This is a genomic window from Streptomyces sp. NPDC015144 (assembly GCF_043079735.1).
Taxonomy (GTDB): domain Bacteria; phylum Actinomycetota; class Actinomycetes; order Streptomycetales; family Streptomycetaceae; genus Streptomyces.
Window position 1 is genome coordinate 343446 of the sequence record NZ_JBIBUU010000002.1, and the last position, 17389, is coordinate 360834.

Sequence of the window (17389 nt, forward strand, 5' to 3'; positions counted from 1 at the left end):
CGGAGGAGACGGGGTTTCCGTGCGTCAGATCCGCTCGGCCGGGGTCCCGGTGAGGGCCAGTCGCCAGATCCGCTCCAGCCGCGCGGCCGAGCTCCGTACGACCGGGTCGGTGGCCTCCCTGTCGGCCCTGACCTGCAACTCCGCACCGGCGAGCAGGTATACGGCCATGTCCGCCAGGGTCTGCCGGAGCTCTTCGGCCCGGGGCGGGTGGCCGTCCTCGTACGCCCGGTGGAGCTGCTCGCGCACCGCCGGCAGCCACACCTCCACCCACCGGCCCGCCCCGCCGGGCCGTTCCCGGGCGAGCCGGACGGCGGAGCGCACGACGTCGTCCTCCTCCAGGAGGGTCGCGATCCCCACGGTCAGCCCGACGACCGCCTCCAGGCCGGGGTCCCGCTCCTTCGAGAGCCGCTCCACCAGGTCCCTCGTGATCGCGAGACCTTCCTCCTCGACGGCGTCGGCCAGGGCGGCCTTCGCAGGGAAGTGAAAGGTCAGCGCCCCCATGGAGACGGCGGCCAGCTGACTGATGCGCGACAGTCTGGCGCCTTGGTAGCCGACCTCGCAGAACTCCGTCGCGGCCGCCCGGACGAGTATGCCGCGCGTGCGAGCGGCCCTTCCCTGGATCACCATCAACGCGTCTTCCTTCCTTGCTTCGATACCCCCCGTTTCCTGTCCGTCAAAAAATAGCAAGCGTTCTGTATTATTTGTGGCCCTGGAACGGCTTCGATGAAAGAAAGACGACTGTGGGCCGGGCCCGGATGCACTTCGGGGGTGGCCGCTAGATGCCGACCACCCCCGATGCGCAACCCCTTGACCTCCTACCGGGCGAGTGCTCCGTCGTGCACCGCGCTCCCGGCGGCGGAGAGGGAGGCCCGGCCGTCGCGCGGCCCGGCCGCCTCCTCGTCCAGGGTCCTGAGCAGCTCCCCGTCGATCGCGTGCAGCGAGTCCACCACGTGCCGGATGCCGACTTCCCGCATCAGATGCCTCTGATAGCTGTGCTCGAAGGAGCTGGGGTGCCCGATGAACGGCATGCCGAGCCGCGCGGCCTCCTCTCCCACCCTGGCCACGTCGTCGATGACGAGCACCTGGTCGTGGGCGAGCCCGAAGTGGTCCGTGGCGATCTCCCGCAGACCGGGCCGGAAGGAGTCGGTGCAGATGTAGCCCGGCTCGTCGAAGAGCTCCGCGTGGTCGCCGAGGAACCTGTCGAAGTGGCCCTTGGCGAGGCCTCCGTAACAGACCGTCGCGAGCCCCGCCGCCCGCAGCCGGGCGAGCAGTTCGACCGCTCCCTCGCTCACCCGGACCGGATGCTCGGCGACGTACCGCGCCCGCTCCGCGAAGTACGCGTCCAGAGCCTGGTCCCCTGTCATCGGTTCGTCGACGGCCTCGGCGAGCAGCCGGCCAGCGACCGCCCGGGGCTGGGAGAAGATGCTGCGCTCGGTCTCCGCGGTGTACGCGCAGCCGCGGCTGGTGAGGAAGTGGTGGATGACCGGGCTGAAGGTGTCCTCCAGCATCACTCCGTCGATGTTGACGGCGGCCAGGCGCAGCCGGGTGAGCGGTCGGATCATGGTGGTGTCCCCCTGGTGTGCTGGGTCGTGCGGGCCGGTGGCGGGGCGGATCAACGTCCGTGCCCGCGGCGCTGGGCGGGAATCCTGGAGAGCAGCCGCACCGGCCGGAGCGGGGTGGCGGTGACGAGCGCGGTGAAGGCGAGGGTGCCGTTCTGCTCGGCCTCGACGCGCACCCGCTCGCGGCCGTCGGTCCGCTCGCCGGGAGACGCCTGGATCCAGCAGTGGGCGTCGAACTCGACGTACTGCGAGAAGGTGGCGTCCATGGCGGTGGCGATCACCGGCCGCGCCCCGGTGGCGGAGTGGGTGGCCTGCCGGGCCGCTTCGAGGAGCAGCATGCCAGGGGCGTGGTCGACCGGGTGGTCGAAGAGGAACGGGTGCGCGTGGTCGACGCGCAGCCCGGCGCGGAGCGGTACGTCGGTGGGGGAGAGCACCACATCGGCGAACCGGGAGCGGCCGACCTGGCCGGGGGCCATCGGCGGGGCCTGCGGCACGGACCGGCGGACCGCCTCGTCGATGTCGGCGTAGGGGCCGCGCAGACGGGGGTAGACGGTGGGTGTGAGGTTGGCGAAGGCGGTCTCCGCCCACCCGAGCGGCCTGCCGTCGACGTACATCTCGACGTGCATCCGCACGGAGGAGAGCCGTCCGGCGCGGCGGACGACGTCGGAGCAGCGGATGTCCATCTCGACCTCGGCCGGCCCGTCGGTGACCGCGAGGGCGGCGGGGTCGATCTCGTAGCGGAAGGTGCTCCACGTCTGGCGGTGTCCGAAGGGGACGTCGTAGGCGGCGTGGCTGAGCAGCGGAACGGTCTGGCGCACGGATTCGGCGACGAGCAGCGGATCGTGGTGCGCGTTCACCGGGCCGTAGAAGGGGTGGTCGACGGGCCAGCGGGCGGTGACCCGGAAGCGGTCGGGCGCCACGGGGAACCAGCCCGTGAGCAGCACTTCGGACTGGACCGTCTTGTGGACGAACTCCTTCGGTACGGACGTGGCGAGCAGTTCGCGCAGATCGCCTGGGCTCGTGTCGGTGGTGGTGACGGACATCTGGAATCCCCCCGAGATGCATGGAATGGAGCTGGTGCGAATGGCCGAGCTGTTCCACCAACGAAAATAAAGAATGCTCGTTTTGTTTTGAGCAAAGAAACGGCAAAGTGTAAGTCATGGGTAAGTCAAATGCCCGTGGTTTAGGGGGCAGTTTCCCGAAATGTCGCCCGATGGTCCCGATCGGAATCCGCTGCCCTCCGCTGGCTTGGCAGCGCTGCTTACCCCCGCGTACCATAAGAAATGTTCTGTTTGTTCTAGGAGGTACGTACCGTGGCGCAGCGACCGAAGCAGGAGAGGGCGATCCAGACCCGCAAGGAGATCCTCCGGGCCGCGGCGGTCGTCTTCGACACGTCGGGTTTCGCCGGTGCGAGCATCAACCGCATCCTCGCGGAGGCCGATCTCACGGCCGGTGCGCTGTACTTCCACTTCAAGTCGAAGGAAGACCTCGCGCGCGCCGTCATGAACGCGCAGCCGGAGTCCATAGTTCCGCAGCTCTCGTCCGAGGGTCTTCAGCGCCTGGTCGACATCACTCTCGTCTGGGCCCACCGGCTCCAGACGGACGTCCTTCTGCGGGCCGGTGTCCGGCTCACCGGCGAGCAGGGCGCGTTCGGCCTGCGCGACAGCACGCCGTACCAGGACTGGAGCCGGATCATGGCCGACTGCCTGCGGGTGGCGGTGGAGAAGGGGGAGCTCCTGTCGGGCATCGAGCCGGCGGAGCTGGCCGAGTTCGTGGTGGAGTCCTGTACAGGGATGCAGACCTACTCGGCCGTCGCGAGCGAGGGGCGCGCGGACCTGGTCGACCGCGTGGTGCGCATGTGGCGCCTCCTGCTGCCGGGGATCGCGGTCCCCACCGTCATCGCCCGCACCGAGCTCGACCCGGCCCGCGGCGTGAGCGCGCTCCAGAACGCGACCGCGTAGGCGACGCGACCGCGTAGGCGACGTCGCCGTGTGGGCGACGGGAATACCCGGGCCCGCGCGGTGTCCGTCACCCGGCGCGGTGTCCGTCACCCGGCCCGGGGAGGTCCGGATGACGGACGGCCGGGCCGTGATCGGCCGGGCGCGACCTCGGGGTACCGGCCTGGGACGCCGGTACCCCGAGGTGTGCTGTGACGTCCCGTCAGCAGCCGCTGGTGTGGATGTTGCAGGCGGTGATCAGCGCGGCGGCGTGCTCCTCGCCCCGGCTGTCCTCGGCGCGCAGGTCCTCGGGGAGGAGCTGCAGGGCGTCGATGTCGTGCTCCATCATGTCGGTCTCCTTCGATCGGTGGGGCCGGGTCCGTGGGGACCCGGTGCCGGAGGCCGGGTGGCCGCCGGACGACTCAGGGGGTGGCGCGGTCTCCCTCGGGGAGCCAGGCGCGGGGGCCGCCGTACCGCAGGCGCAGCAGCAGCGAGAGGCTTCCGGCGAGGCCGGTGGCGTACTCGGCGAGGACGGTGCGGCGGTTCTCGTCGGGCACCAGGAGGCGGCCGTCGCGCAGGACGGCCTGGGCGGCCAGGTGCTCGACGAGCAGTTCGGCGTCGGCGCGGTACCGCTCCTCGCCGGTCAGCCCGGCCATGTCCAGGAGGAGTTCGGCGTTGCCGGTCAGCCCGTGGCAGGTGGCGGGGGAGTCCGTCACCCGGCCCGCCAGGACCGCCTCGGCCGCGCCCTCGGCCAGGGAACGCAGGGTGGCGTCCCGGCCGTCCCCGTCCGCCCAGAGCCGGACCAGGAAGGTTCCCGCGCCGGACGAACCGCTGCACCAGTGCCGGGCGAGGTCCGGCGAGTCGGAGAGGTGCCGGGCGCGGTCGACGGGCCAGAGGGTCCCGGCCGGACCGCCGCGGGCGGCCGTCGCCAGGGTCCGGCCGGCCTCCGCGGCCACGGCGCGGAAACGCTCCTCGCCGGTGGCCCCGGCCGCCCGGAGCAGGAAGGTGCCGACCCCGGCCACGCCGTGCGCGAATCCGTAGTGCCAGGAGCCCGCCAGCGCCGTGCCGTAGTCCTCGGGCACCGGCCAGAAGACGCCCTCGGGGGTGCGCCGCGCCGCGTCGAGCAGCCCGTCCGCGATCCGGGCGGCCCGGTCGAGGAAGCGCTCGTCGCCGGTGGCGTCCCAGAAGTGGAGCTGGGCCAGGCCCGCACCGGCCGCCCCGTGCGTCACATCGGGGCTCGGCCACCGTACGGGCAGCTCCAGGGCCGTCTTCACGGCACGTTCGGCGAGGTCTGTGTCGTCCAGCGCCCGGGCGGCGTCGAGCAGCGCCCAGGCCGTGCCGGACCGGCCGAAGTGCAGGCCGGGCAGGTCGCCGGGGAGCGCGTCCTGCCGGTCCGCGGTCCAGTGCGCGGCAGTGCGCAGCCCCTCGCGCAGCGCCGCCGGGTCGGGCCCGGCGCCGTGCCGCAGCGCCCGGGCGAGGACCGCGACCCCGCCCGCCGAGCCGTGCTGGAGGGCGACCGGGTCGCAGGTCTCGCCGAAGCGGTCCGAGGGCCAGAGCCGTTCGGGGTCGTCGGGGCGCATGGTGGCCAGGAGGTGGGCAAGGCCGTCGCGCAGAAGGCGTTCGCGGACGTCCTCGGGCCGGTCCGTACGGTCCGGAGCGCCGGTGGGGGCGCTCTCCGGCGGGGCCGGGCGGAAGGCGCGGGCCCGCTCCAGCGTCCAGCGGCCGGCGGGGTCGTCCCGGGTCAGCCCGAGGACCAGCGGGGCGTACGCGCGCACCACCGGCCGGTCGCGGCCGAGGAGTTCCACGAGCCGGGCCATGCGCTCCTCACCGGGACGGGCCGCCGCCCGGGGCAGGTCCGGGGCGAACAGCGGATCGGCGCCGCTCAGCGCGTGCAGCACGGTCGCGCCCAGGGCGAACAGATCGACGGACGGCCCCAGCGCGGGCGCCACCTGCCCGGCGGTACGCAGCTCCGGGGCGGCGTAGCCCGGGGTCGAGCCGAGGATCCAGCGCTCGCCCTCCGGCGCCGCCATCTCCAGGTCGATCAGGAGCAGCCGCCCCTCGGGGGTGACCATGATGTTGTTGGGGTTGAAGTCGTGCAGGGTGACGCCCAGTCCGTGGGCGGCGGCGACCAGTCCGACGAGCTGCCCGACCAGCGACGCGGCCGTCCCCAGGTCCGGGCAGGCGACGCCGCCCGCGACGAGCCGTTGGGCGACGGTGCGGCGCAGGGTGGCCCCCGGCACCGACTCCACCGCCATCAGGACACTGCCCTGCTGCTCGAACACCTCGACGACGCGGGGCGCCAGGGGGAGCTCCGGGGCCGGGGCGGCAGCCGAGTCCGGGGCAGGGGTCTCGTCCTGCGTCCGGGCGGCTGCGGAGAAACGTTCCAGCAGTGCCGCTTCCCGGCGCAGCAGGTCCCGTACGTCGAGCCCCTCCACCCCCGCGCCCACATGGGCGCGGGCCTGCTTGACGACGACCTGCTCCCCGGTCCGGGTGTCCTCGGCCCGGAACACCCCGCCCTTGTTGGAGTGCTGGATCGCGCCCCGTACGAGGTAACGCCCGTTCAGCAGCACGGGCTTCGCCGTGGCGGTGGTACGGACCGGGGCGGCCGGACGGTCGGGGAACGGGTCGCCCGCCCAGGCCGGCGGACTGTACCAGGCGTTGCGCTCGTCGGCCACCGGCCGCCCCTCGGGGTCGGTGAGGAGCGGGACGTACGTGCCGTCGGGGGCGAGTCGGCGGGGGGCGGAGAACACCCCGTACCGGTAGAAGACCTGGCTGTCGGGGCGGTAGCGCCGGTCGGAGAGGACGGCGGGGCCGGGCAGGCCGACGGTGGCCCGGTGCAACTCCTCGGCCAGCAGCCGGAACTGCTCGTCGTCCGCCGGGTAGACGGTGATGAACTTGCCGGACCCGCCGCGCGCGAAGCGCCCCGAGACCAGCTCGGTGACCCGGGCCGGGCTCCCCGCGAACTTGAACCGGCACCGGTGGGCGACCAGCACCTCGGCGGCCCTGGCCAGCATCAGCGGCGCGGCGAGCGGGGTGGCCGAGACGTGCAGCTTCCAGCCCTGCTCGCGCGGGGCCGGGCCCTCGGGGATCGCGTGGCACCAGAACGCCGCCTGGTCGAGGCGCCATTCGTGCTCCGCCCCCGGCGCGTGCCGGGCGATGGCGGCGCGTACCAGACCGGGGAGGAGCGCGAGGTCCTCCGGGCGTTCGGGACGGGCACCTTCCTGGTGGGGACCTTCCTGGTGGGAACCTTCCCCGTCCGGCGGTCCGGCGGTCTCGGGCGGTGCTGACACGCGGATCGACCTCGCAAGTCGTGGACGGACGGACGAAAGGGCGCGGGGTCTACTGCCGTGGCGGGGCGTAGTCGTCGCCCCAGCTGGTGTCGGCGAGGGACGCCGCGACCGTGCCGGCCGGGTCCGCGCCGTGCCCGTGGTCCGCGGGACCGGCCACCACGGCGGCGACGCCGGCGGCGAGCACCGCCGTGAGGACGAGAAGGCTGCGGACGGCTGAGGTCATGGGTGCGGCTCCTGGATCGGGAGTGTGGTGGCGGCGAGCACCGCGTGGGACGGGGTCCGCCGCCGGTCGTCGCAGCTGAAGGGGGTTTCGGCCGGACGTCAGAAGTTCATCCTCCGACGCCCTCCCGGTCCAGCGATCCCGGCTGGCAATACCCTGCATGGCACGGAAGTAGCAGGGCCGCATTGCGGGGAAGAACATGACTCAAGGGACAAATTTCGGCGAACTGCCGCGCCTCGACCCGGCGACCGTCGCGGTCTTCGAGCACGCGCTGTCGCTGGGCGGTGTCGAGCGGCGGCGCCCCGATGTGCCGCCGGGGCTCGGTCTGGCCCCGGAGGAGGTCGAGCGGGCCTGCCGTTCCCTGCTGGCCCTGCGCCTGCTCAGACCGGCCCCGGGCAACCCCGACCAGCTCATCCCGGTCAGCCCGGACACCGCGGCCGCCGAGGTGGTCGGCCCCCGGGAGGCGGAGCTGGCGCGGGCGGCCGCGCACGTCCAGGCGGTACGCGACGAACTGCGGTCCCTGATGCCGCAGTACCGGGCCGCCCGGCGGGCCCGGCGCGGCGAGGAGGGCGTCACCGTACTGCCCGATCTGGCGGCCGCCTCGGCGATGCTCACGGAAGAGTCGGCACGTTGCTGGGACGAGGTGTTCACCATCCAGCCCGGCGGCGGCCGCTCGCCGCGCCACCTCGGGAGCGCCCTCGACCGGGACCTGGCGATGCTCGACCGGGGCGTGCGGATGCGCACCCTCTACCAGCACTCGGCCCGCACCAGCCTGGCCACCCAGGGGTACGTGGAACGGCTCACCGCCGCCGGTGCCGAGTACCGCACGGCCGCCGAACTGCCGGACCGAGCCGTGGTGTTCGACCGGGCCGTGGCCTTTCTGCCGATGCGGTCGAACGGGGGCTCGGGCGAGGGCGCGGTGCTGGTGCGGGACCCCGACGTGGTGGCCTACCTCTGCCGCTCCTTCGAGCAGCACTGGTCCGGGGCGACGCCCTTCCGGGGCACCAGCGGGGCCGCGTACAAGGAGGTCGGCGACAGCCTGCGGCGCGCCCTGGTGGGGCTGCTGGCCGAAGGTGCCAAGGACGAGGTGATCGCCCGGCGGATGGGCATGTCACTGCGCACCTGCCGACGGCACATCGCGGAGTTGCTGGAGGAGCTGGGGGCCACGAGCCGCTTCCAGGGCGGCGCCCTCGCCGAACGCGCGGGACTCACGGCGCCTGCCGCGCCGGAGGCGGCGGGCGGGGCCGACGTGTCCTGACCGTCGTCCAGACACCCCTAACGCCGGAACGCGGGGGCGTTAGCCGGTGCTCCGTGAAGCGTTGGCGGCCGCTGCGACAATCCCGTCCACCATGCGGCCCGTCGGGCCGCGCGACCGCCGGAGGCCGGCGGCGTTGGACACGGACCGCGAGGGGGACGCGCAGGTCGGTCAGGGAGACAGAACGGACCGATCGTCGCCGCCGGGCCGCGTTCGCGGGACCACCGCCCCCTTCAGGGAGGCGAGTTGGTACCTGGCCCGGTTCACCCCCTCCTGGAACCCCTGCCGAGTGGCTTCCGCGAGCGCCTCGCGCACGCACCGCTCCGCCGCCTCCCGCTCGCCGAGCGCGAGCAGCGCCTCGCCCCGGCTCAGCCGCAGGGTGGCCCGGCGCATCACGCCCAGCCCGGTCGTCACCCCCTGGTCGTCGAGCGCCAGCGCGTACGCCGTGCAGCTCTCCGCCGCCGCGACGTCCCCCCGGGTCAGGAGCTGGTTCGTGCGGTGCTGGAGCGCCAGGAGTTCGGTGAGTACGTCGTCGGCCTCGCGGGCGAGGCGGACCGCCCGGGTGACATGGCGCAGGGAGGTGTCGGTGATCCCGTCCGTGTCCAGGGCGACCGCCAGGTTGATCAGGGCGATGGCCTCGCTCGACGGATCGTGCGCGCGGGCCGCGAGGGCCGGTGCCGTCTCCAGGTGGGTCAGCGCCTCGGAGAGCCGCCCCGCCCGGGTCAGCACCCACCCCAGCAGCGCCCGCACCCGGGACTCCGCGTCCGGGTCGCCGACCCGGCTGCTCGCCGCCAGGGCCTGTTCGAGCAGCGGCACCCAGTCGTCCCGGACGCTCCACACCACGTACGGCCACTGGAGCACGGCCAGCCGCCAGGCCCGGTCGTCGTGGCCCGCCGCCCGTGCGGCGGCGACCGCGGCGGCCAGGTTGTCGCACTCCGTCGCGTACCAGCGCAGGGCGGCGTCCCGGTCCGCGAACCTCCGTACCGGGAGGTCCGGCGCGGCCGTCGCGGGCAGGGCGCAGCACGGCTTGTCGCCCGGCTCGGCGGCGAGGGAGGCGGCGAGCGCGGTGGCCGCGTAGCCGTCCAGCAGCCGCAGCAGCGCCCCGTCGTCGGTGGGTAGGCCGCGCGCGTACAGCCGGATCAGATCGGGCGGGGCGTAGCGGCCGGGGGCGTGCTCGGTCACCAGATGGGCCCCCGCGAGCCGGTCCAGCGCCTCGGCGGCCACGGCGGGCGGCCGATTGAGCAGCGCGGCGGCGGCGTACCGGTCCAGATCGGGGCCGGGCACCACCCCGAGCAGGGCGAAGAGCCGCACCGCCTCGGGCGCCAGCCCCCGCACCGTGCTCTGGAGCGCCGCCGCGACCCCCGACTCCTCCGCGTCGTCCAGCGAGAGCAGGGCCAACCGCCGCTGTTCGTCCGCGAGTTCAGCGGCCAGATCGGCGAGCCGCCAGTGCGGTCTGGCCGCGAGCTGGGCCGCCGCGATGCGCAGCGCGAGCGGCAGCCCGTCGCAGAGCCGGACGATTCGGTCCGCCGCCCCGGGCTCGGCCGCCACCCGGTCCTCGCCGACCGCCGCCGCGAGCAGTTCGGCGGCGGGCGCCGGGGCGAGGGCGTCGACCCGCACCGGCCGGGCCAGCTCCTCGACGGCCAGCCCGCCGAGCCGGAGGCGCGAGGTGACCAGGACGGCCGAGCCGGTCCCGGCGGGCAGCAGTGGGCGGACCTGGTCGGAGCCGCGCGCGTCGTCCAGTACGACCAGGAGCGCGCGCCGCCCGGTCAGCTCCCGGTACAGGGCGGCGGCACCGGCGGCGGACTCGGGCAGTTCACGCGCCGGCACCCCCAGTGCGAGCAGGAACTCCCGTACGACCTCGGCCGGTTCCGCCGGAACGCCGCCGAAGCCGAGGAGATCGGCGAAGAGGGTGCCGCCCGGGTAGCGGGACTGCGCGTGGTGCGCCCAGTGGAGCGCGAGCGCGGTCTTGCCGACCCCGGGGGCGCCCGTGACCAGTGCGGGGGCCCCGGACGCGGTGGCCCGGTCCAGCTCGACCAGCTCCGCGTCCCGGCCGAGGAACCCCCGTACCCCGCGCGGCAGCAGCCGGGGCACCGCGCCGCCCTCACCGGCCACCGCCACCGCACCCGCCGCTCCGGAACGCCGCCGCCCTTCGACCGCCTTCCCCGACGCGCGCAGGACCACTTCGTACGCCCGGCGCAGCCCCGTCCCCGGGTCGACGCCCAGCTCGTCGGCGAGTAGACGGCGGGTGCGGTGGTAGTGGTCGAGCGCGTCCGAGGGGCGCCCCGCCCGGTGCAGCGCCCCGACCAGCGCCTCGGCCAGCGATTCGCGCAGCGGGTGCGCCTCCGTCTCCGCCTGGAGCACCGCCACCGCGCCCGCCGCGTCCCCGAGCCGGCCGTAGCCGGCCGCCAGGGTCTCCACGGCCGCCAGCCGGTCCTCCTCCAGGGCCTGCGCGGCGGCCCGCAGCGTGCCGCTCGGGGCGGTGCCGTCGAGCGCCGGACCGTGCCACAGGGCCAGCGCCTCGGTGAGGTCGGCCACCGTGTCGGCGGGCCGCAGCCGGGACCTGCCGCGCCGTACCAGCCGTTCGAAGCGGTACGTGTCGAGCAGCGCCTCCGGCACCTCGAACACGTACGACGTGCCCCGGGTCAGCAGGCGCACCCCGTGCTCCGCGGCCCCGGCCGCGTCCAACAGGGCCCGCAGCCGCGAGACATGGCCCTGGACGACCGTACGGGCGTGGACGGGCGGCGCCGTGTCCCAGAGGGCGCCGATCAACCGGTCCACGGACACCGGGGAGTTGGCCTTGAGGAGCAGTACGGCGAGCACGCCGCGCCGTTTGGCGGGCCCCGGCTGGAGCTCTCCCGCCCCGCTGATGACGCCCACCCTGCCGAGCAACCGGAATTCCATCGCCGCCTCCCCAACGGTCCGGAAGCCGCGCCCTGAAGGCCAGCCGCCGGCCCGATGATCTTACGAACCCTGCCGTATTGCGGTGGAATCGTGTCACCTACGCTGGGCGCGTTCGCACGAGTGAGCAGGCCCGAAGGAGGCGCCCCGTGCCCGTCGACATGCCCGAGTCCCGGATCGACACCAGCAAGCCGCACCCCGCCCGCGTCTACGACTGGCTGCTGGGCGGCAAGGACAACTACCCCGTCGACCAGGAGGTGGCCGAGAAGCTGCCCGAGGAGGCGCGCGGCAACGCGGCGCGCAACCGCGCCTTCATGCACCGGGCCTCCGCCTGGCTGGCCCGCAACGGCGTCGACCAGTTCCTCGACATCGGCACCGGCATCCCCACCGAACCCAATCTCCACCAGGTCGTCCAGGGGATCACGCCCACCGCCCGGATCGTCTACGCGGACAACGACCCGATCGTGCTGCGCCACGCGGAGGCACTGCTGATCAGCACGCCGGAGGGCATCACCGACTACATCCACGCCGATGTACGCCGGCCGGAGACGATCCTCGAACACGCCCGCGCGCTGCTCGACTTCGACCGGCCCATCGCCCTCTCGCTCATCGCGCTGATGCACTTCCTGCCGGACGACCAGGACCCCTACGGCCTCACCCGCACCCTCGTCGACGCCCTGGCCCCGGGCAGTTACCTGGTGCTCTCGCACGGCACGGCCGACCAGCACCCGGAGCTGAAGGCGGCCACCGAGGAGGCGTACCGGAAGGGGGAGATCTCGCTCCGGATGCGGACCCGGAGCGAGGTCGAGCCGTTCTTCGAGGGGCTGGATCTGGTCGAGCCCGGTCTGGTCTTCGCCACGGAGTGGTACCGCGAGGAGCCCGCGCCGGTCCAGGAGCGCAGCGGCTTCTACGTGGGCGTGGGCCGTGTCCGCTGACCGACCCGACCCCGCCCGCGCCGGTGCGTGCCTTCTGGCGTTACGCGTCCGAGGTCCGAGATCGGTATCGTCGGGTGGATGCTCACTGTCACCACCGTCAATGTGAACGGGCTCCGCGCCGCCGCCAAGAAGGGCTTCGTCGAGTGGCTGGCCCGGACCGAGGCCGATGTGATCTGCCTCCAGGAGGTGCGGGCCGAGCCGCACCAGCTGCCCGAGGAGGTACGGGACCCGGAGGGCTGGCACACCGTCCACGCACCGGCCGCCGCCAAAGGCCGGGCCGGGGTCTCCCTCTACACGCGGCGCGCGCCGGAGCGGGTGCAGATCGGGTTCGGCGGCTTCGGGATCGCCGGGTGTGACGAGTTCGACACCAGCGGGCGCTACGTCGAGATCGACCTCCCGGGCGTCACGGTCGCCAGCCTGTATCTGCCGTCCGGCGAGGTGGGCACGGAGAAGCAGGAGGAGAAGGAGCGGTTCATGGCCGCGTTCCTCCCGTACCTGGTGGGCCTGAAGGAGCGGGCGGCGGCCGGTGGCCGCGAGGTGCTGGTCTGCGGTGACTGGAACATCGCCCACCAGGAGGCCGACCTGAAGAACTGGCGCGGCAACAAGAAGAACTCCGGCTTCCTCCCCGAGGAGCGCGCCTGGCTGACCCGCGTCTTCGACGAGGCCGCCTACGTCGACGTCGTACGCGCCCTCCACCCCGACCAGGAGGGCCCGTACTCCTGGTGGTCCTACCGGGGCCGGGCCTTCGACAACGACACCGGCTGGCGCATCGACTACCAGGTGGCGACACCGGGCCTGGCCGAGCGGTGCGTCAAGGCGTACGTCGAGCGCGCCGCGACCCACGCCGAGCGCTGGAGCGACCACGCGCCGGTGACGGCGGTCTACGAGCACTGACCGGACGCCCCCGGCCCGGGCTCCCCGGGCCGACCCTCAGGGTGCCGCGCGGCACCGGCGAGCTTCGTGACCGCGTCCACCGCGGCGTGCCACGGGTAGTCCCCCGGGGATCCCTGCTTCGGCGGGTGCGACACGTACCCGTCCGGACCATCGAGATAGAGCACCCCCTGGGCCCGTAGGTCCGCGATGCTGCGGGCCACGGCGGGTTGCGCGGCCTGGGCACGGTTGAAGTACGGCATGGCCACCACCGGCACCCCGAGGTGGACGCCTTCGGACACCAGGCCCAGCGCGAGGGTGTCGGCCACCCCGTTGCCCCACTTGTTCAGGCTCGTGCAGGAGAGCGGCGCCACGAGCATGGCGTCCGCCTTCGGCAGCGCGTCGCGTTCTCCGGGCAGCTTGTACTGCGAGCGGACCCGGTGCCCGGTCAGCCCCTCCAGCTCCGCGAGGCGCGGTTCCCACCACCGGGCGGCGGACGGGGTCAGGACGAGACAGGTGTCCCACCCCCGCGCCTGTGCCTGCCTGACGCCCTCGTCGACGTACTGGGTGGGGCCGGCCGCGCAGGCGATGAGGTACAGGATCATGCGGGGAGTCCACATCGCGCGGTCAGGTGGCGCAAGTCTCCGCCCGGGGCCGGGGTCGCTCCGACCACGTCGGCGACGAGGCCGACCGTGGGCTGTCGGCCGACGACCTCTTCCGAGGCCGGCCGTACTGTTGCGATCAGTGATTCGAGGCGTTGGGCGCCGCCTTAGGATGCGGTCATGATTCGCGCAGTGGTGTTCGACGTTGGCGAGTGCCTGGTGGACGAGACCCGCGAGTACGGCACCTGGGCCGACTGGCTCGGTGTGCCGAGGCATACATTCGCCGCCGTGTTCGGCGCCGTGATCGCTCAGGGCCGGGACTACCGTGAGACGTTCCAGGAGCTCCGGCCCGGGTTCGACCTCTACGAACAGCGGGAAGCCCGCGCCGCCGTCGGACAGCCCGAGACCTTCGGCGAAAGTGACCTGTACCCGGACGTGCGCCCGGCGCTCGCCGAGCTTCGGGCCGACGGGTTGTGGCTCGGCATCGCGGGCAACCAGACCGTTCGCGCCGGCCGTATCCTGCGAAGCCTCTTCACGGACTCGGTCGATCTGATCGGCACCTCGGACGACTGGGGCGCCAGCAAGCCGGATCGGGCGTTCTTCGACCGGGTGGCCGAGGCTGTCCCGCACACCCCGGGCGAGATCCTTTACGTCGGCGACCGCGTCGACAACGACCTGCGTCCCGCCGTCGCGGCCGGGATGCAGACCGCGCTGATCAGGCGTGGACCGTGGGGCACCATCCAGTGGAACACCGCGGAGGCCCGGGACCTGCCCACGTTCCGCGTGACGTCGCTGGCCGACCTCCCCACGGAGATCGCCAAGTTCAACGCGCGAGAGCGCTGACCGTCGTCGACCATCCGTACAGCCGCTCGTCCAGGTCCCGCACGCACTGGTCGTGCTGGTGCGGGGCCAAGGTCCGGCGTACGTCCCTGACCCGGTCCATGCCCGTCGCGTACCAGGTGACCTCAAGTTGGTCGAGGGCTCGGCACGCATACGCGCACGCTTCCTCCAGGTTCCCCGCAGCAGCTTCCACCGCAGCGAGATCGCCGTAGACCACGCTGCGCTGCTTGTCCTCCGTGGCTGTCAGATCGTCGAGGACCCCGAGGAGGGTGGTGCGCGCCTGCGGTAGGTGCCCTGCCTTCAGTTGGGTGTTCCCCTTGAAAGCTGCCAGCCTGACCCGGCTGAACCAGTCGAGCCACTCCGGAACCCCGTGTTCGACGCCCGTCGCCAGGACGTCCTCGGCGTGCCCGATCAGATGGAGGGCGGTGCGGACGTTGCCGCACCGGGTCTCGCACTCGGCCTCGACGGCGTCGAGCCACGCGAGGTGGAGGGCAGAGGCGGGTCCGCGACGTGCGTATGTACGGGCCGCCACCATGCGCTCCACAGCGGCGTCCCGGTCGCCCGCCCAGCCGGGCACGAAGGCAGAGTGGGCGAGGATCGCGCTGCCGAGGAGCGGGTCGTCTGCCTGCCCGGCGGCTTGGAGCGCGAGGAGCAGGCTCTTCCCAGCCCGGTCTGCGTCGCGGAGGTCGAAGAACTCGATGCGCCCGGCAAGCAGGTAGGTCTCGGCGAGAGCCGCAGCGACGGTTCGGCGGGTCTGCCCGGCGGTCTCGGTCAGCAGCGTGCAGCCGAGGGCGGCATGTGCGACGGCCGCCGGGTGCAGAGTGGCCGGAGCGACGGACCAGTAAAGGCGTCGATGCGACCGCGTAACCGCTTCGAAGTCCCCGGCGACGGAGGCGGGTTGCAACGCCGCAGCCGACTGCATCGGCACTGCGGCCAGTCCCACGGCGGCCGCGGATGCCCCGATCAGCGACCGCCGCACAGGGTCGGCCCGGTCGCGACCGGCCGGAGGGGTGAATCCGAGTGACTCCATGTCCTGCCCGAGCAATTCGGTCAGAGCCTGCTGGAGATCAGGGTGCGGCCACGGGGGGTTCTCGGACTCCCAGCGCCGCACCTGCCGAACACCCACGCCGAGCGCAGTGGCCAACTCCTGCTGGGACCGGTAGCCCGCAGCATGACGGGCTGACCGAAGACGGATATTGCTGGCTGACTGCGGCATGCGGGCCTCCCGAGAAGGGTCTTCCGTCAGTGTGGCGGGAAGGTCCTCCGTGGCGCTACTCATCACCCGTACGACGACATAAAAGCCCTCTTCTATGTCGTGAAAAGACCTCTGTGAGTCCTCGAAGTGCCGCAGTAAGCGGGCCAGTCTTGACGTACTGCCCAGCACGGTGCCTAGAGGAGCCGCCACCATGCCACCCCGCACCCCCAGTACCAGCAACTGGGGCACGACCTGCTTCCCCACCTCTGTGGTGGCGTGATGGCGGGCATGACGATCAAGGTGTACGAGGTCGACCGGAGCGGTTTCACGAAGCGGGTGGTGAGGCCCAAAACCGAGGTCATTCCGGCCGACACCGTCCCGGTCAGTCAGGCGTATCCACCCTGCCGGTGCGATCGGTGCACCGGCACGACCGGCTGGTGCGACTGGCACAAGGGGCCGTCCGGCACCGCCGTCCCGGTCGACGCAGCCGGGGATGGGCCGGACGCGGACGCTCCGCGGTACGCGTGTGCGCCGTGCCGTCAGCAGCGCGGTCTTCGACCGGTGGTCGGGCGGTGACCGGGTCGGCCCGCACCGGCCTTCCGTCGCACGGTGGCCCGTGCCCAGCCCCTCCCGCGGTAGAGAAGGAACGACCCGTGCGCAACATCCAGGACATGCAGGACGAACCGGTCGCCGAGGACGCGCGGGGCTTCCGCGTCTGGGAAGGCGACATCCTCGACAACCTGATCTGGCTCCAGCAGACCCGCTCCCGCCGCCTGTCCGACCGCCTGTCCGAACCTGCCGAAACCGCCGGAGAAGCCGAAACGCTCTGATCCGCCGCTCCCCGCCGCCTCGGACGGTGGGGCGGTCGAACGGGGATTCGTGCGAACGGGAGGGCGTGCCGGGCCGTTCGGGGCGGGCAGTATTCCGGCGTGCGATCGCGGAAGACCTCGGCCCGGGCCGTGTGCCGCCGACCGTCAGGCGGGCTCCCCGGAGCCCTCGGCGGCACCGCCCGTGGGTGGTTCGGCCGGCTTCTGTGGCGGCTCCGTGCGCAGGCGGCGGTCGAGGGCCATGGACAGTTCGGCGTCCACCACCGCGCGGGCCAGCGGGCGGAGTTGGGGTGGTTCGGGGTCGTCGGTGTGCTCCCGCAGGACGTGCACGAAGAGTTCCGCGAGCGCGTCCGCGTGTGCGCGGACCCGGCTCCCGGCCGCCAGCACCGTGGCCAGCGGGACGCCCTCCCGTACCAGCTCGGACGACACGTCCAGCAGGCGGCGGCTGATGTGGACGATCTCCTCGCCGTCGATGGCGAGGTAGCCCAGGTCGAGCGCGGTGGCCAGGTTCTCGGTGGTGGTCTCGCCCTCGAAGTAGTCCGCGAGCTGCTCGGGTGTGAGGTGGACCGGGGTCTCCTCGGTGGGCTCGCCCAGCCCCAGCACCTCGGCGACGTCCCGGCCGCTCTCGAACGTACGGGCCAGATCGGCGATCCCGGTGAGGGTGTGGCCGCGCTCCAGGAGGCCCGTGATCGTGCGGAGCCGGGCCAGGTGCCGGTCGTCGTACCAGGCGATGCGCCCCTCGCGGCGGGGCGGCGAGATCAGCCCGCGCTCCCGGTAGAAGCGCACGGTCCGCACGGGGATCCCGGCCTTCTCGGCCAGCTCCGCCATGCGGTACTCACGCTGCTCGTCGCGCCTCTCGCGTCCTTCGGCCACACCCGCACCCTATGTTGTACCGCCGGTAACTTTCCCCCGTCGTACCCCTACCCATCGGTACGGAGCTGCTCTACGCTCCCGATATTGC

Annotated in this window: 16 protein-coding genes; 6 read left to right on the top strand and 10 right to left on the bottom strand. The window is 73.2% G+C overall.

Translation table 11 applies throughout. The features are described 5' to 3' along the window. Positions 1 to 24: 24 nt before the first annotated feature. The 3 genes from ACF08W_RS05640 to ACF08W_RS05650 all read right to left on the bottom strand — a co-directional run bounded on the left by ACF08W_RS05640 (position 25) and on the right by ACF08W_RS05650 (position 2602). Positions 25 to 627 (bottom strand): TetR family transcriptional regulator, encoded by a 603-nt coding sequence (locus ACF08W_RS05640; protein WP_392278526.1) that lies wholly within the window; start codon positions 625 to 627, stop codon positions 25 to 27. A gap of 188 nt (positions 628 to 815) precedes the next feature. After that, on the bottom strand, positions 816 to 1562 hold the full coding sequence (locus ACF08W_RS05645; protein WP_392278527.1) for an HAD family hydrolase: 747 nt from the start codon (positions 1560 to 1562) through the stop codon (positions 816 to 818). Between the two features lie 50 nt (positions 1563 to 1612). Next, positions 1613 to 2602: a ScbA/BarX family gamma-butyrolactone biosynthesis protein gene (locus ACF08W_RS05650; protein WP_385206907.1), complete on the bottom strand. Its 990-nt coding sequence runs from the start codon at positions 2600 to 2602 to the stop codon at positions 1613 to 1615. Positions 2603 to 2872: 270 nt separating this feature from the next. On the opposite strand from ACF08W_RS05650, the gene ACF08W_RS05655 reads away from it, so the two are divergent. After that, positions 2873 to 3520: a ScbR family autoregulator-binding transcription factor gene (locus tag ACF08W_RS05655; protein WP_385206904.1), complete on the top strand. Its 648-nt coding sequence runs from the start codon at positions 2873 to 2875 to the stop codon at positions 3518 to 3520. A gap of 199 nt (positions 3521 to 3719) precedes the next feature. On the opposite strand, the gene ACF08W_RS05660 is transcribed toward ACF08W_RS05655, so the two are convergent. The 3 genes from ACF08W_RS05660 to ACF08W_RS05670 all read right to left on the bottom strand — a co-directional run bounded on the left by ACF08W_RS05660 (position 3720) and on the right by ACF08W_RS05670 (position 7009). Continuing rightward, the gene (locus tag ACF08W_RS05660; RefSeq protein ID WP_352278210.1) at positions 3720 to 3845 is read right to left on the bottom strand and encodes an ALQxL family class IV lanthipeptide; all 126 of its coding nucleotides are present in this window, start codon (positions 3843 to 3845) and stop codon (positions 3720 to 3722) included. Positions 3846 to 3918: 73 nt separating this feature from the next. After that, complete coding sequence (lanL, locus tag ACF08W_RS05665) at positions 3919 to 6786, bottom strand: class IV lanthionine synthetase LanL (protein WP_392278528.1); 2868 nt, start codon at positions 6784 to 6786, stop codon at positions 3919 to 3921. Positions 6787 to 6835: 49 nt separating this feature from the next. Next, entirely contained in the window at positions 6836 to 7009 is a 174-nt protein-coding gene (locus ACF08W_RS05670; protein WP_392278529.1) for a hypothetical protein, read from the bottom strand. A gap of 196 nt (positions 7010 to 7205) precedes the next feature. On the opposite strand from ACF08W_RS05670, the gene ACF08W_RS05675 reads away from it, so the two are divergent. Continuing rightward, positions 7206 to 8264, top strand: a complete 1059-nt coding sequence (locus ACF08W_RS05675; RefSeq protein WP_392278530.1) for a hypothetical protein — start codon at positions 7206 to 7208, stop codon at positions 8262 to 8264. A gap of 168 nt (positions 8265 to 8432) precedes the next feature. Here ACF08W_RS05675 and ACF08W_RS05680 read toward each other — a convergent pair whose 3' ends face one another. Continuing rightward, the gene (locus ACF08W_RS05680; RefSeq protein ID WP_392278531.1) at positions 8433 to 11162 is read right to left on the bottom strand and encodes a BTAD domain-containing putative transcriptional regulator; all 2730 of its coding nucleotides are present in this window, start codon (positions 11160 to 11162) and stop codon (positions 8433 to 8435) included. Positions 11163 to 11320: 158 nt separating this feature from the next. On the opposite strand from ACF08W_RS05680, the gene ACF08W_RS05685 reads away from it, so the two are divergent. Next, positions 11321 to 12094, top strand: coding sequence for an SAM-dependent methyltransferase (locus ACF08W_RS05685; RefSeq protein WP_385207607.1), 774 nt, complete (start codon positions 11321 to 11323; stop codon positions 12092 to 12094). Between the two features lie 78 nt (positions 12095 to 12172). After that, the gene (locus ACF08W_RS05690) at positions 12173 to 12988 is read left to right on the top strand and encodes an exodeoxyribonuclease III (RefSeq protein WP_392278532.1); all 816 of its coding nucleotides are present in this window, start codon (positions 12173 to 12175) and stop codon (positions 12986 to 12988) included. Here the strand turns inward: ACF08W_RS05690 and ACF08W_RS05695 are convergent. After that, complete coding sequence (locus tag ACF08W_RS05695; protein ID WP_392278533.1) at positions 12976 to 13569, bottom strand: flavoprotein; 594 nt, start codon at positions 13567 to 13569, stop codon at positions 12976 to 12978. The two genes, ACF08W_RS05690 and ACF08W_RS05695, sit on opposite strands and share 13 nt — an antisense overlap. Before the next feature lie 177 nt (positions 13570 to 13746). On the opposite strand from ACF08W_RS05695, the gene ACF08W_RS05700 reads away from it, so the two are divergent. After that, positions 13747 to 14409, top strand: a complete 663-nt coding sequence (locus ACF08W_RS05700; protein WP_392278534.1) for an HAD family hydrolase — start codon at positions 13747 to 13749, stop codon at positions 14407 to 14409. Here ACF08W_RS05700 and ACF08W_RS05705 read toward each other — a convergent pair. After that, positions 14390 to 15622, bottom strand: coding sequence for a multiprotein-bridging factor 1 family protein (locus ACF08W_RS05705; RefSeq protein ID WP_392278535.1), 1233 nt, complete (start codon positions 15620 to 15622; stop codon positions 14390 to 14392). The genes ACF08W_RS05700 and ACF08W_RS05705 overlap by 20 nt on opposite strands. 632 nt (positions 15623 to 16254) lie before the next feature. Here ACF08W_RS05705 and ACF08W_RS05710 point away from each other — a divergent pair. Then, positions 16255 to 16431 (top strand): hypothetical protein, encoded by a 177-nt coding sequence (locus ACF08W_RS05710; protein ID WP_352278221.1) that lies wholly within the window; start codon positions 16255 to 16257, stop codon positions 16429 to 16431. A gap of 144 nt (positions 16432 to 16575) precedes the next feature. Here the strand turns inward: ACF08W_RS05710 and ACF08W_RS05715 are convergent, their stop codons facing one another. Beyond that, positions 16576 to 17256, bottom strand: coding sequence for a MerR family transcriptional regulator (locus ACF08W_RS05715; RefSeq protein ID WP_392278646.1), 681 nt, complete (start codon positions 17254 to 17256; stop codon positions 16576 to 16578). Between the last annotated feature and the right edge of the window lie 133 nt (positions 17257 to 17389).